23 protein-coding genes are annotated in these 22,479 nt (G+C 69.8%); 9 read left to right on the top strand and 14 right to left on the bottom strand.

Going from position 1 to position 22,479, the window contains the following annotated elements:
* Positions 1 to 7: 7 nt before the first annotated feature.
* The 7 genes from SACAZDRAFT_RS12235 to SACAZDRAFT_RS12205 all read right to left on the bottom strand — a co-directional run bounded on the left by SACAZDRAFT_RS12235 (position 8) and on the right by SACAZDRAFT_RS12205 (position 9,659).
* Complete coding sequence (locus SACAZDRAFT_RS12235) at positions 8 to 2,506, bottom strand: sensor histidine kinase (protein WP_005442029.1); 2,499 nt, start codon at positions 2,504 to 2,506, stop codon at positions 8 to 10.
* Positions 2,507 to 2,699: 193 nt separating this feature from the next.
* A complete protein-coding gene (gene idi / locus SACAZDRAFT_RS12230) occupies positions 2,700 to 3,320 on the bottom strand; it encodes an isopentenyl-diphosphate Delta-isomerase (protein WP_005442027.1) in 621 nt (206 codons plus the stop codon).
* Between the two features lie 219 nt (positions 3,321 to 3,539).
* A complete protein-coding gene (locus SACAZDRAFT_RS12225; protein WP_005442024.1) occupies positions 3,540 to 4,295 on the bottom strand; it encodes a hypothetical protein in 756 nt (251 codons plus the stop codon).
* Complete coding sequence (locus SACAZDRAFT_RS12220) at positions 4,292 to 6,109, bottom strand: carbamoyltransferase family protein (protein ID WP_005442023.1); 1,818 nt, start codon at positions 6,107 to 6,109, stop codon at positions 4,292 to 4,294. Before SACAZDRAFT_RS12220 ends, SACAZDRAFT_RS12225 begins: the two co-directional genes overlap by 4 nt.
* A 21-nt stretch (positions 6,110 to 6,130) precedes the next feature.
* Complete coding sequence (locus SACAZDRAFT_RS12215; protein ID WP_005442022.1) at positions 6,131 to 7,441, bottom strand: hypothetical protein; 1,311 nt, start codon at positions 7,439 to 7,441, stop codon at positions 6,131 to 6,133.
* Positions 7,442 to 7,449: 8 nt separating this feature from the next.
* Positions 7,450 to 8,691: an ATP-grasp domain-containing protein gene (locus tag SACAZDRAFT_RS12210; RefSeq protein WP_005442021.1), complete on the bottom strand. Its 1,242-nt coding sequence runs from the start codon at positions 8,689 to 8,691 to the stop codon at positions 7,450 to 7,452.
* On the bottom strand, positions 8,688 to 9,659 hold the full coding sequence (locus tag SACAZDRAFT_RS12205; RefSeq protein ID WP_005442020.1) for a glycosyltransferase family 2 protein: 972 nt from the start codon (positions 9,657 to 9,659) through the stop codon (positions 8,688 to 8,690). The genes SACAZDRAFT_RS12210 and SACAZDRAFT_RS12205 overlap by 4 nt, the downstream gene beginning before the upstream one ends.
* A gap of 272 nt (positions 9,660 to 9,931) precedes the next feature.
* Here SACAZDRAFT_RS12205 and SACAZDRAFT_RS12200 point away from each other — a divergent pair, with 272 nt between their 5' ends.
* Genes SACAZDRAFT_RS12200 through SACAZDRAFT_RS12180 form a run of 5 tightly spaced genes read left to right on the top strand, consistent with a single transcriptional unit; the run spans position 9,932 to position 14,916 of the window.
* Positions 9,932 to 10,717 carry a hypothetical protein gene (locus tag SACAZDRAFT_RS12200; RefSeq protein WP_005442019.1) on the top strand — a complete coding sequence of 262 codons (786 nt, stop codon included), beginning with the start codon at positions 9,932 to 9,934 and terminating at the stop codon, positions 10,715 to 10,717.
* Positions 10,714 to 11,772, top strand: coding sequence for a GNAT family N-acetyltransferase (locus SACAZDRAFT_RS12195; protein WP_005442018.1), 1,059 nt, complete (start codon positions 10,714 to 10,716; stop codon positions 11,770 to 11,772). The genes SACAZDRAFT_RS12200 and SACAZDRAFT_RS12195 overlap by 4 nt, the downstream gene beginning before the upstream one ends.
* Before the next feature lie 5 nt (positions 11,773 to 11,777).
* Positions 11,778 to 12,899: a hypothetical protein gene (locus tag SACAZDRAFT_RS12190; RefSeq protein WP_005442017.1), complete on the top strand. Its 1,122-nt coding sequence runs from the start codon at positions 11,778 to 11,780 to the stop codon at positions 12,897 to 12,899.
* Positions 12,896 to 13,900 (top strand): GNAT family N-acetyltransferase, encoded by a 1,005-nt coding sequence (locus tag SACAZDRAFT_RS12185; RefSeq protein ID WP_005442016.1) that lies wholly within the window; start codon positions 12,896 to 12,898, stop codon positions 13,898 to 13,900. The genes SACAZDRAFT_RS12190 and SACAZDRAFT_RS12185 overlap by 4 nt, the downstream gene beginning before the upstream one ends.
* Positions 13,897 to 14,916, top strand: a complete 1,020-nt coding sequence (locus SACAZDRAFT_RS12180; RefSeq protein ID WP_005442015.1) for a hypothetical protein — start codon at positions 13,897 to 13,899, stop codon at positions 14,914 to 14,916. Before SACAZDRAFT_RS12185 ends, SACAZDRAFT_RS12180 begins: the two co-directional genes overlap by 4 nt.
* A 26-nt stretch (positions 14,917 to 14,942) precedes the next feature.
* On the opposite strand, the gene mmuM is transcribed toward SACAZDRAFT_RS12180, so the two are convergent.
* Both mmuM and SACAZDRAFT_RS12170 read right to left on the bottom strand, forming a co-directional pair.
* Complete coding sequence (gene mmuM / locus SACAZDRAFT_RS12175) at positions 14,943 to 15,827, bottom strand: homocysteine S-methyltransferase (protein ID WP_040927749.1); 885 nt, start codon at positions 15,825 to 15,827, stop codon at positions 14,943 to 14,945.
* Between the two features lie 139 nt (positions 15,828 to 15,966).
* On the bottom strand, positions 15,967 to 16,446 hold the full coding sequence (locus tag SACAZDRAFT_RS12170; RefSeq protein ID WP_005442013.1) for a MarR family winged helix-turn-helix transcriptional regulator: 480 nt from the start codon (positions 16,444 to 16,446) through the stop codon (positions 15,967 to 15,969).
* Positions 16,447 to 16,576: 130 nt separating this feature from the next.
* On the opposite strand from SACAZDRAFT_RS12170, the gene SACAZDRAFT_RS12165 reads away from it, so the two are divergent.
* On the top strand, positions 16,577 to 18,637 hold the full coding sequence (locus tag SACAZDRAFT_RS12165) for an MMPL family transporter (protein ID WP_005442012.1): 2,061 nt from the start codon (positions 16,577 to 16,579) through the stop codon (positions 18,635 to 18,637).
* 89 nt (positions 18,638 to 18,726) lie between these two features.
* Entirely contained in the window at positions 18,727 to 18,981 is a 255-nt protein-coding gene (locus SACAZDRAFT_RS12160) for a hypothetical protein (protein ID WP_005442011.1), read from the top strand.
* 163 nt (positions 18,982 to 19,144) lie between these two features.
* Here the strand turns inward: SACAZDRAFT_RS12160 and SACAZDRAFT_RS12155 are convergent, their stop codons facing one another.
* The 3 genes from SACAZDRAFT_RS12155 to SACAZDRAFT_RS12145 are packed head-to-tail and all read right to left on the bottom strand — an operon-like array spanning position 19,145 to position 19,939.
* A complete protein-coding gene (locus SACAZDRAFT_RS12155; protein ID WP_005442010.1) occupies positions 19,145 to 19,348 on the bottom strand; it encodes a hypothetical protein in 204 nt (67 codons plus the stop codon).
* On the bottom strand, positions 19,341 to 19,697 hold the full coding sequence (locus SACAZDRAFT_RS12150; RefSeq protein ID WP_005442009.1) for a hypothetical protein: 357 nt from the start codon (positions 19,695 to 19,697) through the stop codon (positions 19,341 to 19,343). Before SACAZDRAFT_RS12150 ends, SACAZDRAFT_RS12155 begins: the two co-directional genes overlap by 8 nt.
* Positions 19,694 to 19,939 carry a zinc finger protein gene (locus SACAZDRAFT_RS12145; RefSeq protein WP_005442008.1) on the bottom strand — a complete coding sequence of 82 codons (246 nt, stop codon included), beginning with the start codon at positions 19,937 to 19,939 and terminating at the stop codon, positions 19,694 to 19,696. Before SACAZDRAFT_RS12145 ends, SACAZDRAFT_RS12150 begins: the two co-directional genes overlap by 4 nt.
* A gap of 141 nt (positions 19,940 to 20,080) precedes the next feature.
* Here SACAZDRAFT_RS12145 and SACAZDRAFT_RS12140 point away from each other — a divergent pair, with 141 nt between their 5' ends.
* Both SACAZDRAFT_RS12140 and SACAZDRAFT_RS12135 read left to right on the top strand, forming a co-directional pair.
* Positions 20,081 to 20,932 carry a helix-turn-helix domain-containing protein gene (locus SACAZDRAFT_RS12140; RefSeq protein ID WP_040927748.1) on the top strand — a complete coding sequence of 284 codons (852 nt, stop codon included), beginning with the start codon at positions 20,081 to 20,083 and terminating at the stop codon, positions 20,930 to 20,932.
* On the top strand, positions 20,929 to 21,129 hold the full coding sequence (locus SACAZDRAFT_RS12135) for a DUF397 domain-containing protein (protein WP_005442006.1): 201 nt from the start codon (positions 20,929 to 20,931) through the stop codon (positions 21,127 to 21,129). The genes SACAZDRAFT_RS12140 and SACAZDRAFT_RS12135 overlap by 4 nt, the downstream gene beginning before the upstream one ends.
* A gap of 61 nt (positions 21,130 to 21,190) precedes the next feature.
* Here SACAZDRAFT_RS12135 and SACAZDRAFT_RS12130 read toward each other — a convergent pair whose 3' ends face one another.
* Together SACAZDRAFT_RS12130 and SACAZDRAFT_RS22760 are read right to left on the bottom strand one after the other, a co-directional pair.
* Positions 21,191 to 21,544 (bottom strand): hypothetical protein, encoded by a 354-nt coding sequence (locus SACAZDRAFT_RS12130; protein ID WP_005442005.1) that lies wholly within the window; start codon positions 21,542 to 21,544, stop codon positions 21,191 to 21,193.
* Positions 21,541 to 22,293, bottom strand: coding sequence for a BAR domain-containing protein (locus SACAZDRAFT_RS22760; RefSeq protein WP_232286265.1), 753 nt, complete (start codon positions 22,291 to 22,293; stop codon positions 21,541 to 21,543). Before SACAZDRAFT_RS22760 ends, SACAZDRAFT_RS12130 begins: the two co-directional genes overlap by 4 nt.
* Positions 22,294 to 22,479 lie beyond the last annotated feature (186 nt).

Raw genomic sequence — 22,479 nt, 5'->3', positions numbered from 1 at the left:
TCCCCTATCAGTTGGCATCGGTCGATTGGGACGCGTCGTCGGCGTCGCGTCCCCTGAGGGTGCCCTTGCGGAACGCCGAGAGCGTGCTCCGGGTCCGGCCCGCGTAGCGTTCGAGGTCACGCTGCTCGGACTCGGGGTCGTCACGCAGTTGGTCCACAAGGTTCTCTTGCGGTCGCCGCTGCGGCAGCGGTGCGCGCTGCCGCTTGCGTTGCGGCAAGCCGTTCCCGGGTGCAGCGGAGTCGGTGTTCCCCGCGTCGTGTCCGGGGGTGTTCTGAGGCGAGGCCGACGTGTGCGTGTCGGGTTTCCTCGCCGGGGCCGCCTCGGTCGGCGCTGACCGGGGTGCCGGAGCCGGTACCTGGCCGTTGTGGGAGACCGGCTGTTCGGTCCGCGGGGTGGGCGACGGCTGCTGCGCCGGTGCGGCGGTCGGGGGTGCCATGTGCGCCGTGCGCTGCTGGCTCGGCCGGGCGGGCGAGGTCACCGCGGGGCTGTGCACCTCGATCTCGGGGGCCTGCGCCGACGTGGCGTGGAAGCCCGAGTCGATGTCGGCGGTCTGCTCGTCGCTCGCCAGCACGTCCGTGGGCAGCAGCACCGTGGCCCGGGTGCCGCCGTAGCGGGAGGAGTCGAAGGTGACCTGCGCACCGAGTCGGTGCGCCAGTCGCGCGACCACGAACAGACCCAGGCTCGCGTCGGCCTTCATGGCCATGGCGTCGAACTCGGGCGGCTCCGACATCATCCCGTTGGCCCACTCGCGGACGTCGTCCTTCATCCCGAGGCCCTGGTCGGCGATGTCCACGACCACACCGCGCGCCACCTTCGTGCCGGTCATGTAGACGGGCGATCCCGGGGGCGAGAACGTCGTCGCGTTGTCCACCAGCTCGGCGACGAGGTGGATGGCGTCGGCGACGGCGGAGCCCATGAGGGCCACCTCGGGGATCGGTTCGACCTCCACCCGCGAGAAGTGCTCGGTCTCGGAGATCGCGGCGCGCAGGACGTCCATCAGCATGACCGGTTTGCGCCAACGACGTCCGGGCTGCTTGCCACCGAGGATGATGAGGTTCTCCGTGGTGCGGCGGGCTCGGGTCGCGAGGTTGTCGAGCTGGAAGAGGCTCTTCAGCTGCGACGGGTTCTCCTCGCGGCTCTCCATGCGGTCGAGGATCTGGAGCTGTCGGTGCACGAGGCCCTGGTTGCGGTGGGCGATACCGAGGAACACGTTGTTCACACCGCTGCGGGCCTTCGCCTCGCTGACCGCCGCGTTGACGGCCGTCAGCTGCGCGATGTTGAAGGCTTCGGCCACCTGGCCGATCTCGTCCCGACCGTGGTCGAGGCGGGGCATCTCGGCGTTCACGTCGACGGACTCGCCGTCCTTCAGCCGCTGCACGATGTTCGGCAGACGGGTGCTCGCGAGTTCCAGCGAGTCGTTGCGCAGCCGTTCGAGGCGGGTCATCAGGGTGCGGTCGACCAGCGTGCGGGACACACGGACGGCGACCACGATCGACGCGATGGCGGCGATGAGGGTGAGCGCACTACCGAGCAGCACGTTCGTGAGGTTCTGGCCCGAGTCTTCCAGGGCCTTCGCCGACGTCTGGTCGGCCTGGGTGATGGTGAGCGACGCGAGGTCGTTGGAGATCGTGCTGGTGAGCTCGCGCAGCTCGGTGCCCGAGAGCGAGAAGCCGTTCACGTCCAGCGGGCCGGGGCCGTGCGCGATGAGCTCGTTCTCGATGCGCTGCAGGTTGCGCCAGTTGTCGCTCTTGACCAGCTTGTCGTAGGACACGCGGACGTCGGGCAGCACGTTCGGGGCGTGTTCCCCGAGCGACGCCCGGTAGGAGCCGACCAGCTCGGAGAACGACCGGTGCTGCGACTGGGTCAGGTGGCCGTTGGCGAACGCGCTCGACGCCAGCGACGCCGCACGCGACATCTCGTCGGAGACCCGGAAGAGCCCGGTCGCCATCAGACCGTTCTGCGAGGCCTCGACGTCGGGCACGAACCGCGCCTGCGCGTCGAACAGGCCGGTGGCGGTGTCGATGAGCTCGTTGTAGTACTTGTTGACCTCGTCGGAGCCGATGCTGCGCAGGTTGATCTGAGAGCGCATGTCGGGCAGCTGTTCGAGGCTGGCCTCCAGGTCCCGCATGCGGCCGGAGATCTCGTCGGGCAGATCGCCCATGTCGCCCATCGCCTGGCGCAGGACGCCGAGCGAGTCGTCGATCCTCTGCTGTTGTTGCTGGAGCTCGACCAGGCCGGTCTCGGGCTTCTCGAGGTAGACCAGCGACATCTGCCGCTCCTGCTGCATCGCACTGAGCGAGGTCACGGCCGGGATGGACACCTGCTGCACACTCGACGCCACGGCGCGCAGGTAGAACGCGTCGATGACGAAGTACGTGGACATACCGATCCACAGCAGCAGCAGCGCGATACTCGGCACCAGCACGGTGCCTGTGAGCCGCTTACGGATCGACTTGTGGTGTCCCTGGCTTGGCTTGTCCTGCGTTGGCTTGTCTTCGTTGTTCACGACGCTCCACGACGACCTGTTGAACCGCTGCCGGGCACCCGCGCATGCGGACTTCTTCACCGAGACCGGGCGCACAGTGCCATATTCGGCGCACCTGCCACCAGTCACCCGTTAGTGCCTTGTCGAGGGGTGATCATGGCGTATGCAGTCGGTGGCCGTGCGTGGGCCCCCGCTTTGGCGGCGACGAGCCAGTTCAGCGATGGCTTTCGAGGGGCTCCCGCGCGGCGTCGGGCAGGCGGTCGTCGTCGGCCACTGGCCAGGCGAGCGGGTCGGGCCCGAGCGCCTTGAGCTGCTCGACCTGCAGGGCGCACCACGGCGACACGCTGGTGCTGTCGGCCTCCACCTCAGCGACGAAGTCGGACCAGGGAATCCAGACCGTGTCGTGGACCTCGTCCGGGTTCGGCGCGGGCTCCGGTCGCTGCGCGACCGTGGCGCGGTAGACGGGGCACACCTCGTTCTCGCGCACGCCGTCCATGGTGGCCTCGTAGCGGAACTCGGGCAGCACGAGCTCGATGCGGTCGACGGCGATGCCGAGTTCGTCGGTGAAGCGCCGCTCGATCGCCTCGGGGATGATCTCGTCGGGGCCGGGGTGGCCGCAGCACGAGTTGGTGCGCACACCGGGGAAGGTCTGCTTGTGCTTGGCGCGCCAGGTGACCAGGAAGTTGCCCTCCTGATCGAAGAGGTAGCACGAGAACGCCAGATGCAGCGGCGTGGAGTCGGTGTGGATCTCCGCCTTCGGCGCGTATCCGATCCGCTCGTGTCGAGAGCCGCACAGTACGACGTACTCGACGTCGGGATCGAGTGTTGCGGTCATTGCGGTGCTACCACCCTTCATCCACCCTTACTTGACGCCTCCGGAAACGACTTTCCCCCGCCCCGGAGTCGACTTCAAAGTTGATCATGTTTGGGGCGGGCGGGCAAGCCACGGGGTTCCGCCATTCGTGTGTTCCCGGTCGGCGGCGTGTCTATGCACCGACCCCGCTCCGACAGACCTCGATGCGCCAGGTCGAAACGGGATTTTCGGTAGGTGAACTCAGTGTGGCCGATCCTGCGGCCGATGTCGCGGAGCCACTCCCAGCGCGCTGTCGACCCAGCGGCCCAGGGGCAGCAGGAGGACCGCGGCGGCGAGCGCCACGTGGACGAGCATGAACACCACCGCGGTGGCGACGCTCGGCGGTCCGCCCACGAAGACGACGATGTGCGACGCCCAGGCGAGCTCGTCCGGTCGGCTGCCCGCGGACCAGACCTCGTTGAGGGCCCAGAACGTCAGGTCGTTCACCCCGGCGATGACGAGCAGGATGCTCGCGATGCCCGTCTTCAGCACGGTCGCCGTCCGCGCCCCGCCGAGGCGGAAGGCGAGCAGCGCGAACAGCACGATGAACGTGACGATGAACAGCTCGAACTGGTACACCGGCTCGAACGCGCCGGGATCGGTGTCGACGGTGCGCCCGAACTCCTGGATACGCAGCACCATCTCGGTGTCGATGTAGCTCATGTAGGCGATGACGGCCAGCGCGATCAGCGCGGGCGCCGCCTTGACCCTCGGGAACAGGGCCACGGTGGGCACCGCGCAGAGGAACGGGCTGACCTTGAACAGCCACTCGCCGACGTTGTCCAGCGTCTGGTCCGGCGGGAGGACCACCATGATGAGCAGCGCGAGCACGGCGGCGGGGACGGCGAAGACCAGCCACAACCAGCGCCGCTGCCGGTGGAGCGCGCGGATCACCGCGTCGCGGGGGCCCGAGGTCGCGCGCGGGGTGGGCCGCGGAGTGCGCTCTGTGGTCGTCATGCCTGCTCGGCCTCCAGGTGCGGCTTCTGGGTCCAGAACGGACCGAGCGCCAACGCGTCGACGTCGGTCTTGAGAAAACACCGGATGGCGTCCTCGGGGGTCGCCACGATCGGCTCGTCGTTGTCGTTGAACGACGTGTTCACCACCATGGGCACTCCCGTGAGCTCCTCGAAGTGCTTGATGAGGCGGTAGTACAGGGCGTTGTCGTCCTCGCTGACGGTCTGCACGCGGGCGGTGCCGTCGACGTGGGTGATGGCGGGGACGCGCTCGCGCTGGTGTTCGAGGACGTCGAAGACCAGCAGCATCACCGGGGAGGGGTAGTCGCCGGCGAAGTACTCGCCCGCGCGCTCGACGAGGCACGACGGGGCGAACGGCCGGAAGGCCTCGCGGTGCTTCACCTTCTCGTTCATGCGGGTCTTCGACTCGGGGTCGCGCGGGTCGGCCAGCAGCGAGCGGTTGCCCAGCGCGCGCGGGCCGCACTCCATGCGGCCCTGCACCCAGCCGACGATGAGGCCGTCGGCGATCTTCCCGGCCGTGTGCTTCGCGATGTCGTCGACCCGCCGGTACTCCACCCCCGCGTCCTGCAGTGCGACTTCCATCTCGGCCTCCGTGAACTCCGGGCCCGTGTAGGTGAACCCGGTGCGGGGGCGGGGAAGGCTGTGCTTGCCGACGCTCACCTCCAGCGCGGCACCGAGCGCGCAGCCGTCGTCGGCGGCGGCCGGTTGGGCGAAGAACTCCTCGAACGGGGTCTCCAGCAGGATGCGCCCGTTCATCACGCTGTTCAGCGCCACGCCACCCGCCATCGCGAGCCGCCTGGAGCCCGTCTGGCGCTGCAGCCAGCGCGCCAGGTGCAGGCCCGCCTCCTCCAGCGTCACCTGAAGGGCGTAGGCGATGTCCCGGTAGTGCTGCGGCACCGGGTTCTCGGCCGTCACGCGCGTGCGCGGACGCGGAGGTCCGAACGTGTCGGTGAACTTCTTCGACAGCTGGTGCTTGCCGGTGGTGTGGTGGCGGAACCAGCTGAGGTTCAGTTCGAACCCGCCGTCGGGGTCGAGGTGCACGAGGTCGCGGAACGCCTCCACGTAGGTGTCCTCGCCGAACGGCGCGAGTCCCATGACCTTGCCCTCGTCGCGCGTCGGGTAGAAGCCGAGGTAGCCGGTCACGGCCGCGTACATCGCGCCGAGGGAGTGGGGGAACTTGATGCGCCGCAGGTCGTGGATCCGGTTGCCGCGGCCATGGGCGAGCAGCGTGCTCGTGCCGTCGCTGCCGATGCCGTCGAGGGTGAGGACGGCGGCCTCGTCCCACGGGCAGATGTAGTAGGCGCTGCCCGCATGGGCTCGGTGGTGGTCGACGAGGTGGACCGTGAACCGCGTCGGACCCGTGTACCCGAGGGCTTCCTTCACGTCGCGTTCGAGCGTGAACGAGCGCTTCATGTGGGCCAGCACCGCGCCGCCGACGTGGTAGTCGTCGACGCCCTTGCCGCCGCCGGTCCGGAACGTGTCGAGCAGACCCGCCGCCCTGCCGCCGTCGTCGCCGTTCTCGTTGCGGAACACCGCGAGGGTCTTCGGGAAGTAGCGGGCGAACACCTTCGCCGCGTGGATCGGTTCGGCCCACCGGGTCCAGTAGTAGGCCACGTGGTCGACGTCCCCGAGGGTGATGCCCGCCTCGCTCAGGCAGTACTCGATCGCCTTCGCGGGCAGGCGGCCGTCGTGCTTCACCCGGGTGAACCGTTCCTCCTCGGCGAAGGCGATGATCTCGCCATCACGAACGAGGGCCGCGGCGGAATCGTGCACCCTGCTGATGCCGAGGACGTACATGGGCAGCTCCAACTCGTCTCGTTACTGGTTTCCGGGGATCGATCCCGAAGCTCGGGTGGGGCGGGAAAGCTCCGGCGGGGTGTCGGGGTGGGCGCGGCGCAGCAGGCGGCGCAGTGCCGCGGCCTCGGCGGTGAGGCCGAGCACGAGGGCGCTGAACCCGCCGACGGCGCCCAGCGAGGGCACCAGCGCGCACGCGCACGCCACGGTGGCCACGAGCCGCAGTGCGGCGGCCGACGCGGTCAGCGACAGCACCCGGCTGTCGGTGTTCTCCACGAGGTAACCGCCGTAGATGAGGGCGAGCGACGCGGCGATCTCCACCACCACGAGCACGGCGAGGACGGCGTACCCGACCGCGCTCGGGGGCACTTCCGCGCCGGCGAGCACCGCGTGCCGCGTGGCCGGCACGAGCAGCGCCGCGCCGAGCACGAGTCCGAAGGCGATGCCGGCGAGCTCGGTGGTGCGCAGCAGGCGGTCCGCGCGTCGGCGGCCCGTGGCGCCCTGCGTGCCGCGCAGGCTCATCGACGTCACGGGCTGCTTGAGCTTCAGCTGGTACAGCGCGATCGAGCACAACACGCCCGCGGCGAGCAGCATGAGGTGGAAGGGTCCGCTGTCCACGATGCGCCCGCTCACGGCGAACACGATGAACAGCGACGACATCGTGATGGCGTCCAGCAGCTCGGTGACCCCGAGCAGGACCGTGCTGCGGGCGAACGCGTGCGTCAGCCGTCGCCGCCGGGGCAGCGGCGCGCGCAGCCACTCCGTCGGCAACACCGCCAGCGACCCGGCGATCACCACTGCCACCGCGCTGACCAGGACGAGCAGGTGTGTGGTGGGCGACAGGCCGACGACCAGGGTGAGCGTGGTCGTGGCCGCGACGCTCGCGGCCACGACGGTGAAGGCGGTCGCGTCGAGTGCGGGACGCCCGCGCAGCCGGTGCAGACCGGCGACGGTCATCAGCAGCCCGGTGCTCGCCGACCACATCCCGGCGAGCAGGTACAGCGTCACCAGCGACGAGGCGGGCAGCACCACCAGCGCGGTCACCAGCGCGGCGGCCAGGACCACCACGGGGGCCGCCGCGATCCGCAGCGTCAGCCCCGCCACCGCCGCCGTGGTGAGCCGTGTCCTCGGCAGGATCTTGAGAGCGGCCTTCTCCGCCGCCGTCGGCAGGAACAGCAGCCACGAGCACGTGCCCCAGGCGTTGGCGTAGTCGCCGTAGGTGGCCGTGCCCCACGCGGTCAGCAGCGCCACGGCCATCGCCTGCGTGCCGAGACGGAAGACGCCGCGGCCCGCGAGCAGTCGCAGCATCATCAGCGGGCGCAGCGGCGTCGCCATGGAGTCGGTCAAGGCTTGGGTACCGCCACGTCGTTCGCCGCGGGGCTCGCGTTCCCGGTGTCGAGCCGGAACTTGAGCGTGCCGCGCACGGCGTTCTCGACCGACCACAGTGCACTCGTCGACTCCGCCGAGAGAACGACGTAGCCGAGTTTGTACCCGGCCTGCTCGTACGGGCGGACGAACGAGCCCTCCGTCACGAACAGGTGCAGGTCCTTCACCTCGGGCATCGCGCGGACCTCGGCGAGTCCGTCGATCTCGGCGAGCAGCCCCGCACGGTCGGAGGCGAGGATGTGCACGAGTGCGGGCACGGGAGGGTGCGGGTCGAGGACGGGAACCTCGCCCACGGCCAGCGACATGGTGGCGGCCATGAGGTCCACGCCGTGGCAGTGCCGCACCACCTCGGCGATGCCGTTGCCGCCCATGCGCGCGCCGACCTCGATGAGGTACAGCTCGTCGTCCCGCTGGAGCACGGCGTCGAACGTGAGCGGGCCGTTGCGGTAGCGCAGCTCCGCCGCGACGGCGGCGAGCATGCCGGGCAGCGCGTCGGCGGCCTTGCCGGGCAGGTCGACCGGCATCTCGTGGGCCGTCGTGACGAACAGCGGGGGCGGGGTGATGGTGCGTGCCGTGACCGCGTGGAAGGCGATCTCGCCGTCCACGACGAGTGCCTCGATCGTGAGGTGCCTGCCGTCGAGGTGCTCCTCCACGACGACGCGGCCGGAGAACGAGAACTCCAGCGACTCCGCCACGGCCGAGGCGAGCTTGCCCGGGTTGGCGCACGAGACGACCCCGCGGCTGCCGGAGGAGTCCACCGGTTTCACGAGCGCGGGGAAGCGCATGTGCCGTGCCGCGTCCAGCAGCTCGGGGATCGAGGAGGCCGTGGCGCTGCGGTAGGTCGGCACGCCCGCCCGCTCGCACACGGCGCGGAAGACGGGTTTGTCGACCGACGCGGCGACGGCGGCCTCCGGCAACGGCGACGGCAGGTTCCACCGCCGTTCCAGCCACGCCTGGGTCGGCAACCCGACGTCGCTCGCCGGGCAGAGCACGCCCACGATGTCGGTGCGCTCACCGAGTGCGGCGTCGATCCGTTCGGGGGCACGGACCGACAGCTGCAGGTACTCGTCGGCCACCGCGGCGCCGGGGGCGTTGGGTCTGACGTCGACGCAGATCGTGTGGTAGCCGAGTTCGCGTGCGCGGAGGTAGACGCCGAGGGAGCCGTCGGCGCCGCCGAGCACGACGAGTGTTCGTCTCATGCGGATTCCAAGCTGGAGGAGGGATCGAGGAGGCGGTCGGCGGCGGACACGGGGATGCTCGCCTCCCGCACGTAGAACTGACGGGGCCGTGGTTGCCCGGCTCCGACGACGACGAGTGACCGCACCACCAGGGCCGTCGCCGTGAGCGACGCGGTGAGCAGCAGCAGGACGGTGACGGTCAGCGCGCTGCCGCTGAGGAGACCGGTGGCACCGGCGAGGGCGGTCACCAGCCCGGCGCCACCCGCCAGCAGGCACGCCACCGACGCCGCGGTACTCAGCCGACGGCTGAACCCCACGAACAGCTCGACGGCGTGTGACGACAGGAAGCTCATGCCCACCTTCGACTTCCCGCGGGTCCGGGCTCGGTGGGCGACCGGCACGGTCGTGTAGCGGCTGGTCAGCCGGGGAACGGTCGCGAGGAAGTACGGGGTGCCCAGTTCGAGGTCCACGATGCGGCGGGCCAGCTCGGTCCGCACGAGCCGGAACGCCGTCGCGCCCGGCGGGAGCTCGATCCGCAGCAGCTTGCGGCCGATGAAGTGGAAGGCGGCCGTGCCCCAGCGACGCAGCACGGGGTCCTGCCGGTTGGTCCGGACGCCGAACACGGCGTCGTAGCCCGCCTTGGCGGCGGCGATGAGCTTGTGGGCCTCGGCCGCGGGGAACTGCTGATCGGCGTCGACGTGCAGGATCCACGGCTTTCCGGCGTACCGGTAACCGGCGGAAAACGCCGCTTCAAAACCGAAGTTTCGCGTGAAGGAAATGTACTGCACGCGGTTGTCCGAGTCGGCGAGCCGGCGAATCACGTCGAGGCTGCCGTCGGTGCTTCCGTCGTCGACGTAGAGTAGTTCGAGGTCGAATTCCCCGAGCTCGGAAACGATTTCGGCATAGGAGTGTTCGAGGTTGTCCACCTCGTTGTAACACGGGACAACGACGGTGAGACCGGTGTCGTCCGGGTGTCCGGATGCGGACATCTGCCCTGGTCGGGCCGACTGGGAGTGGCCGGACGTGTTCGTAGTTCGACGAAGCACAAAGGACTCCACCTGGTTCGTGCGGTGCGAGGGTGAGCGCCGCGGCCGTTGCCGAGGATGGCTGTTTATAAGCTGTGCCCCCCGGCAGCTGACTAGGGATTCGGCGGAAGTTGCGCCGTTCGGCCCACGACCGTTCTCTGCTCAGGTGAGCTATTCGGCGCATTTCTCTCGCCGGAACCTGGATATCGGCCAATGCGGTGGCACACTCCGTCGCCATGTTGTCTCGCAGTGCCGCAGTGCGGTGGCGCCGGGCGTACCGCCGGGTCGTGCGGTCGGCCTTCGACACCGTGCCGTTCTACCGGGAACGCTGGGCGCTCGACGGCCGTACGGACCCCACTCTCGTGCCCGGTCGCACCGGGGCGCTCGACGGTGCCACCGACCCGGAAACGCTCCGCCGCACGGTGGTCGACCTGGTGCCGTTGAGCGGTGGTTCGACGCGGTTCGACCCGGTCCGAGGGCTGGGTCGCGTGCTGCCCAGGGCGCGAGGGCCGCGGGCCGGCACGTTGGTGGTGGTCGTCGACGGCCACGCCTGCGCGCCTCCGGCCGATCTGCCGCGCGGCCTGCGCGGTTGCGTGGTGGATCCGGACTTCCTCGGCGACCCGGACTCCGCCGTGCTGGTGGAGGTGACCAACGCACTGCATCGGGGCGCCCCGGTGCTGGCGGTGGGCGGGGACAAGGAGTTGGCGCGGTTGTCGGCCGCGCTACCCGAGTCGCTCGCCCGCAGGCTCGACCGGCTCCCGCGTCGCACACTGTCCGAGTTGGACGCCGGCCCGTACGGCGTGCTCCACGATCCGCTCCTCGGCTACCTCGGGGCGTTCGGCGAGTGCGGGAGGTGGCACCTCGACACCCGCAACGTCTACGCCAGGTCCACGAAGGGCGGCCTCGCGGTCACGTTGCTGACCCAGCGTTCGCCGGTGCTGGTGGACGTCCTGGTGGACGGCGGTGTACGGGCGTCCGTGGACACCTGTCCCCGGCACGGCACTCCGGTCGTGTCGCTGTGACCTTCTCGGTCGAGATCGCCGATCCGCGCACCGAGCCGGAACCGTTCGGCTGGAGCGAGTTCCGGCGTGAGCGGGGCCTGCCCGCGGTGTGGGACTACACCCTGCTGGCCCTGGAGGCCTGGCCCGCCCGCAACCCGCCGTTGCTGGTCGTGGTGCGGCTCGGCTCGCGGATCGTGGCCGGGCTGTCCGTGCTGGTCTGCCGTGCGCGACTGCGACCCGCCTACGCGCCGCCACCCGGCCGTCGGGATCGTGCGCCGGTGCCGCGGTGGGCGGAGGTGTCGCAGCCGTGGTTGTCCGGCTTTCCCGGGATCGTCGTCGCCGACGAGCTCGACGACGGCGCCCGAGCCGCACTGCTGCGGACCGTCGAGCGGGCGTTGGCCCGGCGACTCGGCCCGTTGCTGGCCGGGGTGCTGTACCGGTCGGTCGACGAACGGACGGCCCGCGTACTGCGCGGTCGCGCGAGGATGGTGCGTCAGGTCGACACCGTGTCCGTGCTGCCCAACGACTTCCGCGACGCCGACCACTGGATGGACTCGCTGTCCAAGGCCCGGCGCAAGAGCCTGCGGCGAGCACTGCGCACCGTCGACCAGCACGTCACGGCCGGACGCCTGACGGTGTCGGTCGGACCCGCCCGCGACGACCTGTGCGGCAGCGAGATCGCGGCACTCGTCGAGCGGCACCGGGCCGAGCACGGAATCTCCGCTCTCGACAGCCGCAGTGCCCTTCCGGGCTCGTACTTCCACAGCTTCGTCCGCCGCACGGACGTGCACACGTTGACCTATCACGACGGTGAGGGCAGATTGGTGGCGCTCAATACCTGGCTGGACCATCCGCACGGCCTCGTCAAACAGCACTGGGCGGCACTGTCGCCCGCGGACGGCGGCCTCCGGGACCTCCTCTTCGACAGCTACCTCCGAGCGGTGCGGCACGTGACCTCGCGGGGTGTGCCGGAGCTGTCGGCCGGACGCAGCCCCCACGAGGTCAAGCGGTCTCTGGGGTTCGTGGCGCGGCCCGTGTACGGAGTCGCGGTGCCGAGGCCGGTGCTGGGCAGGTGAGCGCTGTGAGACCGAGGACCCTGCTGTCCCGCCCGCGCACCGCCCCGGCGACCTCCGGTGACGTCGAGGTGCGCATCGTCGATCCCCGCACCGACCCGGAACCCACCGGGTGGAACCGATTCCGCAAGACCACGGCGTGGCAGCCGATGTGGGACTACGAGCAGCTGCGACTGGAGTCGTGGCTGTCGCGCAACCCCACCGTGCTCGGTGTGCTGAGCAAGGGCGGGAGTGTGCTCGGTGCCTGCCTCGCGATGTCGTGTACGCCGTGGCGGGGGCGGCGGTTCGGTCCGTCCGGTGGCCGCGGGCTCGCGCCGGGCTGGGCGGAGGTGTACCTCTCGTGGTTCTCCGGCCATTCGGCCGCCGTGTTCGCCGACCGGGTCGACGCCGCACGACGGCGGGAACTGCTGCGGGCGTTCGAGCGCGCCCTCGCCGCCCACGTCGGCGTCGGACTGCTCGGTGTGGTGTACCGGGCGATGCCCGTCGACGTCGCCGAGGCCGCCTCCGGGCCGGGCCGGGCGGTCCGGGAGATCGACCCGACGACCGTGCTGGTGAACCGGTGGGAGTCGGTCGACGACTGGTTCGCGTCGCTGCGGCCACCGGTGCGGGAGGTGGTCGAGGCGGCGGCGGAGACCGCGTCGACGCTCGACGTCACCGCGGGTGCGGGCCGCACCGACCTCGACGCCGCGGAGCTCGCGACGCTGCTCAACACCCACCGGGCGCGCCAGGACGCGCGGGCGTGGCGATCGGGCCAGCGTGCGCGCATCGCGGGACTGCACCTCGACACCCGCAGCCCGATCCCCACCGCGTACCTCGCCGCCTTCGTCCGCAGGCCGGACGTGGTCACGCGGACGTACCGCGACGGCGCGGGCAGGCTCGTCGCGTTCCACACGCTCATCGACGACCGGCGCGGTCTCGCGCTGCCGCACTACGCCGCGCTTCCCGTGTCCGAGGGAGGGCGTCCCCGCCTGTACGCCGACGTCTACGCCCACTGCGTGCGGCACCTCGTCGAGGCGCGCCGGCCGGAGCTCACCGCGGGGCGGACGCTGCTCGACCTCAAGGCCGGTTTCGGGTTCACCACGCGCACGCTCATGTCGGTCGCCGTCCCGAGGCCGGTGATGGGCCGGTGACCCGACCGGACGTCGCCGTTTTCGACCCGAGACGGGACCCCGAGCCCGCCGAGTGGGCGGAGTTGCGCGCCGCCGCGGGAGCGCACGCGCCGTGGGCCTACGACCTGCTCGCGTGCGAGTCGCGGCACGCGCCGTGCCCCACGCTGCTCGCGATGTGCACCGTCGGCGGACGACCGGTCGCGGCCCTGGCCGCCTCCCTGGTGCGGGGCCCGCTCGGGGTGCGGCTGCTGGAAGTGCACAACCCGTGGCTGTCGGGCCTGCCCGGCTGGCTGTTCGCCGACGACGTCGACCGGCCGACGCGCCGGCACCTGCTGCGGAGGATGGAACGGGAACTGTGCCGGGCCACCGGTCCCCTGTGCGCCGGACTGCTCTACCGGTACCTGTCCGCGGAGTCCCTGCCGCTGGTGTCGGGTTTCGGGCGCGTGGTGCGCGAGAGCGTCGGGGTCGCCGTCCTGGAGAACACCTTCTCCACGGTGGACGACTGGGTCTCGTCACTGGCTCGAAGCCGCAGGCACAGCGTTCGCGGGCAGCGCCGCAAGGTCGAGCGCGATCCCGACCTGGTGGTGCGCTTCGGCCCGGCCCGCGACGACCTCGACGGCGCCGAGCTGGCCGCGTTGGTGAACCGGCACCGCGCCCGGTTGGGCACGCCGGCGTTCGACAACCGGGGCCCCGTGGCAGGCGCGTACCTGCACGAACTCGTCCGGCGGGACGACGTGCTGACGTTGACCTACCACGACGCCCAGGGGCGTCTGCTGGCGTTCGCCGACCTGCTCGACCACCCGGAGCTGCCGATCTACCAGCACTGGGCCGCGCTGCAGCGGGACGAGGGCGGACGAGCACACCTGTACTTCGACTCCTACGCCCGCCTGCTCGCGCACGTCGTGGACAGCCACCGCAAGGGGTTCTCGGCGGGGCGGGGGATGCTGGAGTTGAAGTCCTCGCTCGGGTTCGCGTCGCGCCGCATGTGGCTCGCCGCCGTGCCGAGGCCGGTGGCGGGATGAGCGTCGAGGTGCTCGACCCGCGGTTCGACCCGGAACCGCCGTACTGGCGCGCGTTGCGGGCCACCGCCGGTCTGCGCGCGGACTGGGCGTGGGACGTGCTGCGCCGGCAGGCGTGGTGTGCTCGGACGCCGTGGTACCTCACGGTGCTGCTCGACGGCGGGCGCCCGCGGGGGATGGCCGGGGCGGCCTGGATCGGCACGTCCACCCGGCGGCATCGGTTCGCGACCTCCCGTCGAGGGGGGTATCTCGGCGGGCTCGACCTGCGCGCGCCGGGCAACAGCGCCTTCCCCTCGTGGTGGTTCGCCGACGCGGGTGCCGACGGGTGCGAGGAGCTGCTGTCGGAGTACTTCCCGGCCATGCGGAAGCTGCTCGGCGTGGGCCTGAAGGCGACCCTGATCCGGCAGCTCTCGGAGGACGCCGCCGCGCACGTGCGGGGACGCCGGGGCCTGGTGAGGGAGACGGAGCCGGTCGCCCGGCTGCCCACCGAGGCGTTCTCGGGGCGCACCGACTGGCTTGCCTCGCTGGGCGGGAAGCGGCGGTCGCAACTGCGGAAATTGCTCGGCGGCGTCGACACCGACGAGCGCCTCGCCGTGGAGTGGCTGACCGGCGACACGGTGGACGTCGTGGAGCTCGCGGGGTTGTTGCGGCTCAACGAGGAGAAGCACCGTGACGTGCCGATCGTGCCGCTGCCGCAGTTCGTCGGCTACCTGCGACGGCTGGTGGCGCAACCCGACTTCCGTGTCCTGTCCTATCGCGACACGCACACCGGCGAACTTCTCGGCGCCGCCACGGTGTTCGACCATCCGCAGTGGCCTTTGTGGCGGTCGTTCGCGGCGGTGCCCGTGGAGCGGGGAGGGAGGTCCAACCTGTACTTCCACGTCTTCGGTGAGCTCGTGCGGTGGTCGGTCGCCGAGGGGCGTCGTGGTGTGGTGCTCGGCAAGAAGATGGCCGAGCTCAAGAAGTCGTGCGGCGCCGAGCTGTCACCCCAGTACGCCGCCGCGCTGCCGCTGCGCTGACCGTCGTCGACCGACGTCGACCGACGTCACAGCCGGCGCGCCAGCTCGGCGATGTCGGCGGGGCGCACCCGGCAGCATCCGCCGACGACGTGCGCGCCCTCGGCCACCCACCGCGCGGCGAGTCGCGGGCTGAACTGCGTCGCTCCCGTCCAGGCACGTCGTCGGGCGTCCCACCCCTCGCCGCTGTTCGGGTACACCACGACGGGCTTGCCGGTGACGGCCTTCGCGCACGCGAGGGCGGGCGAGACGTCGCTCGGCGCGCAGCAGTTCACACCGACGGCGGCGACGTCCGGGGAGCCGGCGGCCACGGCGAACGCCTCGGCCAGGGGCTGACCCGCGCGGGTGCGGCCGTCGGCCACGGTGAAGGACAACCAGGCGGGCACGCCGATTCCGGCGAGCGCCTCGACGAGTGCCTCGGCCTCCACCACGTCGGGCACCGTCTCGATCGCCAGCAGGTCGGGCCGCGCCTCGGCGAGGACTTCGAGGCGCGGTCGGTGCCAGTCGCGCAGCCGGGCGACGGTGAGCCCGTAGGCGCCCCGGTACTCGGAGCCGTCGGCGAGGGCAGCGCCGTAGGGACCCACGGACGCGGCCACGAACCGGGGACGTCCGTCGCCGGACACGTCGTCCCTGGCCTGCCGGGCGAGGTCCACACTGCGGCGTAGCAGCCGCGTCGCCGTGGCTCGGTCGATGCCGCGCTCGGCGAACCCCTCGAACGACGCCTGGTAGCTCGCGGTCGTGGCGATCACGGCACCGGCGTCGAAGAACGCCCGGTGGGCGGCCACGATCTCCTCGGGTGCGTCGAGCAGCAGCCGGGCCGACCACAACGCGTCCGACAGGTCGTGGCCCCGAGCCTCCAGCTCGGTCGCGAGCCCGCCGTCGTTCACCCAGGCCCCTGCGCCGAACAGCTCCACACCCTCAAGCCTAAGCACGCGTGTCCGCGCTTCCCGTACGCGTGTCCGCGTCTCCGGTACGCATGTCCGCACTCGCCGTACGTCGACTGCGTTCCAAGGCATGCGGAGCGGGCGGCGGGCCGAGGTCCACTCCGACGGCTCAGTCCTCTCGGGGGCGCTGGTGCCGAGTCCGGACGGTGGCCTCCACCGTCACGTCGAGAAAGCGCTCGATGGTGCGCCGCTCGGCCTCGTCGAACTGCGCCCACGCCCGCGCGTACGCCGCGCCGAGCGGACTGAACAGTTCGTGCCCCAACTTCTGCGCCGAGGGGCGGATGTGGAGGACGACCCGCCTGCGGTCGCGGTCGTCCCGGCGGCGTTCGACGTGGCCGAGCGCTTGGAGCCGGTCGAGTACCGAGGTGGTGGCCGACGCGCTGAGCTGTAGTTCGTTCGCGAGTTCGCCCTGGCTGAGGGGGTGACCGCTGGTGGCCGCGTCCATGATCGCCACCAAGGCCGCCAGGTCCGAGCGGTGCAGGGCGTGCGAGTCGCCGAACGCGTGGACGAACCGGCTCGATTCGACCATGAGCGTGCGGATGTGAGCGATGAGCGTGCCGTCGTCCACTCCGCCTGTGTCGCCGCTCACCGTGGTGTGTCCTTTCGCTCGGTTCGGGGCACCAGAGAGAGCCCGATCCTGCCCCGGAGCGCCGCGCTCGGAGCCCGACTCTATTATTCCGCTCATCAAACTCGTTCGATCATCGAAAGATTGGGACACTGTGCGAACGGCTCGCTGGCTGGTTCCGGCCCTGCTCATCGTCGTCTGGCTCGCCGTCGGTTCGTTCGGCGGGCAGTACGCGGGCAAGCTGAGCAGCATCTCCGAGAACAACAGTTCGTCCTTCCTGCCCGAATCGGCCGAGTCGACCCGCGTGACCGAGCTGGAACGTCGATTCGCCGACACCGAGGCGATTCCCGCCATCGTGGTCGCCGAACGGGGCTCCGGCATCACGGGTGACGACCAGCGGTACCTGGCGCAGAAGGGTGCGGAGGTCGCGGGCTGGGACACCACCCTGCAAGGGCCCCCTCCCATTCGGTCGGAGGACGGGCGGGCCCTGGAACTCGTCGTGCCGATCAACGGTGACCCGGGTGACGTGGTCGAGCGGATGCGGGCGATGTTCGCCGAGGACCGCCCGGACGGCCTCGCCGTGTACGTCACCGGGCCTGCCGGACAGGTCGCCGATCTGTCGGAGGCGTTCAGCGGCATCGACGGACTTCTGCTGCTCGTCGCCGGTGCGGTGGTCGCCCTGATCCTGGTGATCGTCTACCGGAGTCCGCTCCTGCCGCTGCTGGTGCTGATTTCGTCGGTTCTCGCGCTCTCACTCGCCAGCGTGCTCGTGTACGTGCTCGCCGACTCCGGCGTCATCAGCCTCAACGGCCAAAGCCAAGGCATCCTGTTCATCCTCGTCTTCGGTGCGGCGACCGACTATGCGCTGTTGCTCGTCTCGCGCTACCGCGAGGAGCTGCGCACGACGGCCGACCGGGTGGCGGCGATGCGCAAGGCGTGGCGGGCGACCGTCGAACCCGTCGTCGCGTCGGCGGGCACGGTCATCCTGGGTGTGCTGTGCCTGCTGTTCAGCGACCTCGAATCGAACAAGGGGCTCGGACCGGTGGCGGCGATCGGCATCGTCGCGTCGGTGCTGGCGTCGATGACCTTCCTGCCCGCTGTTCTGGCGCTCGTCGGCCGCGCCGCGTACTGGCCGTTCCGACCGAAGGAGGGTTCGGCACCGCCGGAGTCGGGCGGGCTGTGGGGCCGGATCGCGAAGCGCGTCGACAAGGCCCCGCGCGCCGTGTGGCTGCTCACCTCGCTCGCACTGCTCGTCGGGGTGGCCTTCGTCCCGCAACTGAAGGCGAGCGGCACGTCGGAGTCCGACATCTTCCTGAACGAGGTCGAGTCGGTCACGGGTCAGGAGGTGCTGTCGCGGCACTTCCCGGGCGGCTCCGGTTCGCCCGCCGTGGTGATCGCCGACGAGTCCCGGGCCGACGAGGTGCTCGCCGCCACCGACGTGCGCGGCGTGGCGAACGCGGAGATCACCGGGGCCGCCGACGGACTCATCCGCATCAGCGCGACGCTGGCCGATGCCGCCGACTCCGACAAGGCCATCGCCACGGTGGAGCGGCTGCGCGAGTCGGTGCACGTGGTCGAGGGCGCGGACGCCCAGGTGGGCGGATCGACGGCCCAGCAACTCGACACGCGGACGACCTCGGAACGCGACCGCACGGTGATCATCCCGATCGTGCTGCTCGTGGTGTTCGCGGTGCTCGCCCTGCTGCTGCGCGCGATCGTCGCGCCGCTGCTGCTCATCGCCACGGTGGTGTTGTCCTTCGCCGCCACCATGGGTGTGTCGGCGCTGGTGTTCAACCACGTGTTCGACTTCCCCGGCGCCGACCCGGCCGTGCCGCTGTTCGCGTTCGTGTTCCTCGTGGCGCTCGGCATCGACTACAACATCTTCCTCATGACCCGCGTGCGGGAGGAGGCGTTGTCGGTCGGCACGCACGAAGGCACCCTGCGCGGCCTCACGGTGACGGGCGGGGTCATCACCTCGGCGGGCGTGGTGCTCGCGGCGACGTTCTCGGCGCTCGCGGTGCTGCCCATCCTGTTCCTGACGCAGCTCGCGTTCATCGTCGCGTTCGGTGTCCTGCTCGACACCCTCATCGTGCGCTCGCTGCTGGTGCCCGCGTTGACCCTCGACATCGGCAAGAAGGTGTGGTGGCCGTCCACGCTCTCCCGGTCCGAGCCGCAGCCGCGAAGGGAGGAACGGGAGTCACGGCTGGGTGGGTAGGCGTTTTCCGGGGACGCGTACGGGAATGCCTACCTGTGCATGAACACCGTTCCCGGTAGCCCACCGAAGAGCCCACGGAGGTGACCGCGATGGCCCAGTGCGAGGTCTGCGGCAATGTCTACAACATGACGTTCGAGATCCGCACCGTGGGAGACGGGGTGCACACGTTCGACTCGTTCGAGTGCGCCATCCACCGGCTCGCCCCGATCTGCGAGCACTGCGGCTGCCGGGTCGTCGGCCACGGTGTGGAGGTCGAGGGCCGGTTCTTCTGCTGCGCCCACTGCGCCCGCCAGATGAGTGAGCAGGGAGCGAAGGCCCGCGACGCGGTGACCGCGTCGAGCTGAGCCGGCCCTTCTGACGCCGTGTCCGCGGCCTGCGCACGCGTGTCCGCACTTCCCGCACATGTGTCCGCAGGCTGCGTACGCGTGTCCGCGGTTGCTGTACGCAGCGCCCCGCTGGGAACGCGCGGGGCTTGTGCTTTCGGGGCGGTCGGCTCGGCTCGCTCCCTCACACCAGCCGCCGAAGCCCCTTGACGACGCGCTGCAACACGTCGAGCGTCGGTGGATCGGTGTGTCGCAGCGCGTGACGGGCTTCGAGGTCGGCCGTCGCCAGGGCAGGTCGGGCGTGATGAACGTCGTCGAGCCGCCAGAACGTCACTGTGGGCCGGTCGTCGGTGAGGGGGCCGAGCGCGGTGACAGGGCCGTCATGCATCGCTGCACTCCGAGACTCGCACCGGACCGGGGAAGGTGCGCATGTGTTCGGCGAGCCACTTCACCTCCACGCTGAGCCGCCGAATCTGGCGCGCGTCGTGTGGGGCGGCGTCGGCGAGGTGGGCGAGCGCGCCGATGATCTCGTAGACACGGCACCAGAGAGATCGGGCGGGGCTGTCCTCCATCGACGTCGTCCAGTGAGCGGGGCGGCTGGTTTCCAGGACGCCGACGGCGAGGTCGTGCAGATCCTCCCGGCTCCCGCCCGACGCACCGCACAGGTCGGCGAGTGTGTCGTTGAGCAGCTGCCACTGTTGCCGGGTGAGGACGGCGTAGGGTTCGGGATCGTTCACTTCGCCGCCTCCAGCTCGGGTGCCGGCGGGATCTCGTCGGCGGGAAAGCCCAGCCGCACACGGACCTCGCGGTCGCAGGTCAGGCAGGTCCGGTCGAGCCACAGCCCGGTGATGTCGTCGACGGTGGGCGTGACGACCTGCCCGCACAACGCGGACAACACGCGCCCCGGCGCGGCGATGTCGCGCTCGGTGTCGTAGACGTGCCGTCGTCCGCCCGCCTGCTGCCAGAGATAGCGCTGCATTGAGCCCTCCCGGAGATCGCTGAATGTTCTCAGAGCACCAGCAGTGGTGCGTTACCAATGGTGTTGTTGCGTCTACAAGGGGTCAACGCCTCGTTTGGGTGACACTGGGGTGCGGGACAACGTCCTCGTACGATCTGGTGCATGGCCGTACCAGTAGCGAGTCCGCGCGTGCGGGCATTGTCAGCGGCACTCAAGCAAGCGCGACTCGATGCTGGTCTCGGGCAGAGGGAGCTCGCCCGGATGCTCGGCATTCAGCACGCGAAGCTCTCGTACTGGGAGAACGGCAGCCGGGTTCCTGACGTCGCCGATGTGTCAGCAATTCTCGCCAAACTCGATGTGACAGGGGCGAACCGCGATCGCATCCTCGAATTAACGCGTAACGCCAGGGAACCGAACTGGTTGACGGCGGGTATGCCGGGCGTGTCGCCCGGCCTCGCGGGTGTTCTCGACTGCGAACGCACTGCTACCGCGATCACCGACTGGTCGCCGTTGCTGATCCCGGGGCTGTTGCAGACTTCCGACTACGCGCGTGCGGTGCTCTCGTCAGGCGATCTCGCGGCTCATGAAGTCGAGGCCCGTGTCATGATGCGACTGGCCCGCCGAGACGTGATCGACCGCAGTGAGCCGGTCACCTTGACCGCGTTGATCGGTGAGTCCGCCCTTCGTGAGGTCATCGGCGGTCCGGCCCTCATGGCTGACCAACTACGGCATTTGCTCATGATGGCGGACAAACCGCCCGTTTCGGTGCGCATCATGCCTCATGGGCTCGGCTGGCATCCGGGGCTGAGCGGTCCATTTATTTTGTTCGAATTTGCGGACTCTCCCTCAATCGTGCACATCGAGCATCACAGATCCAGCGCATTCATATACGACGAGAAAGACGTGCAAGACTACCAGTCGGCGGCAAAGAAAATGAACAGCATGGCGATGACACCTGGTGAATCTCTCGGGTTCATTGCTGAAGAGCTAAGGCAATTGGAGAGTGCGGCATGACGGTGTTGGGCGAGTTCGCGGGGTGGCGTAAGTCGAGCTTCAGCAGCGCGGGACAGGACTGCGTCGAGTTTCGCCGCATCGAGGGTGGCGTGGAGGTGCGGAACTCCAAGCGTCCCGACGAAGCTTCGGTCACCTACACCGACAGCGAGTGGCGAGCTTTCGTCGCAGGGGTGAAGGCGGGCGAGTTCGACCTGTGAGGACGATTGGTCACGTTCCCGTCGCGAGCGACGAGTGGGAACGTGACCTCGTCGGTTCGTCCTAGTCGAAGACCTCCGATGGCTTCCCCGGCGGGTTGTACTCCACGCGGATGCTCGGGTCGACCTCGCTCCTCAGCCTGCGGGTCAGTTCCCTGCCATCTTCGATCCAACGTTGTTTCTCTGCGTGATCGACGATGCCAGAGGATGCCGGGTCATCGGCGTCAAAAGTGCGCTGCATCCTGTCGTTCCACTCGGCAAATGACCTGACGAGGTCCTTGCTGAGTGGGACAAGGCCGGCGAGCTCCTCGACAGAGTGCTCTTCGGGTAGAGGGTCGCCCTCGATGGCGACCCAGAAAGGGCCTGCTCCCCAGTCGAACGTGACGGTTATCTCGGTGGCTTTGGGTGCGGTGCTCATGGCTTCTGTTTTAGCTCCCTCTTTATCTTGACAGGGTTCGCTCCGACAATGTATCCGTTGTTCCCCACGGTAACCGCGATCCTCTTTGGCTCTCCTTTATAGGAGATCTCGTAGACGGCCCTGTCGGCGCCGCTCGTGCCACAGTAACTACCATTAATCAGTGCGTCGAAGACGACACTGGCAATGTCGCTCTTCGCGATACCGTAGCGCTCGAAATGTAAAGTATGAGCGCTTTCGATATGCGCCAGCCCACTGTCTTCGTTGCCTTCTTCCAGCCACACGATCCTGTCGTCCGGCAGCCTGGCGATCTTCACTACCCGCTCCGGGCTGATCTTGTGGCCGCGTCGTCGAACCTCGGCGATCAGGGCCGCGTCCAGCTTCGAGGCTGGTGCGGGATGTGGTGCGGGGGGTGGGATCCGAGCTGGAGTGGAGGAGACGGCCGCTGGCCCGGCACCGATCGTCGCCAGGTATTGCCTGAGTAGTTCTCCGGCAACGCTGCATGCTCGGTCGAGCTGCGCGAGTTCTGCACGCACCTTCGACAGCTTCTCGACAGTCTCCGCCAGCTCGGGTGCGGAGCTACCCGTGGAAACGGCTGCCAACACGGCCGATGCCTCGGCGAGGTACCCGTCCGCCTCATGGAGGGCAGGCGTCGGCAGGCTCGTCAGCACCCGGTCGATCGCCGAGGACAGATCGCCTACCGACATCGATCCCCCCCAGTTGTCGACCGTGTCACGATCTTCCCATCGCATCCGAGCGCTGGTCCGTATTCGCTACACCGTCACTCTTCCGGCGGATGGGCAGTCTGACGGTATGTACACAGAAAACCGGACGACTGCCCCATCTGATCCTGGGCGGGCAGTGGCATAGCGTAACGGGCGGTCGTCGGTGCACGACTACACCGCAAGAGTTATCGGCAAGGACGGGACCCACGTGAT

Source organism: Saccharomonospora azurea NA-128, assembly GCF_000231055.2.
GTDB classification, from domain to species: domain Bacteria; phylum Actinomycetota; class Actinomycetes; order Mycobacteriales; family Pseudonocardiaceae; genus Saccharomonospora; species Saccharomonospora azurea.
The sequence above is the reverse complement of the archived record's forward strand: the minus strand, read 5'-3'. Positions and strand labels throughout refer to the sequence as shown.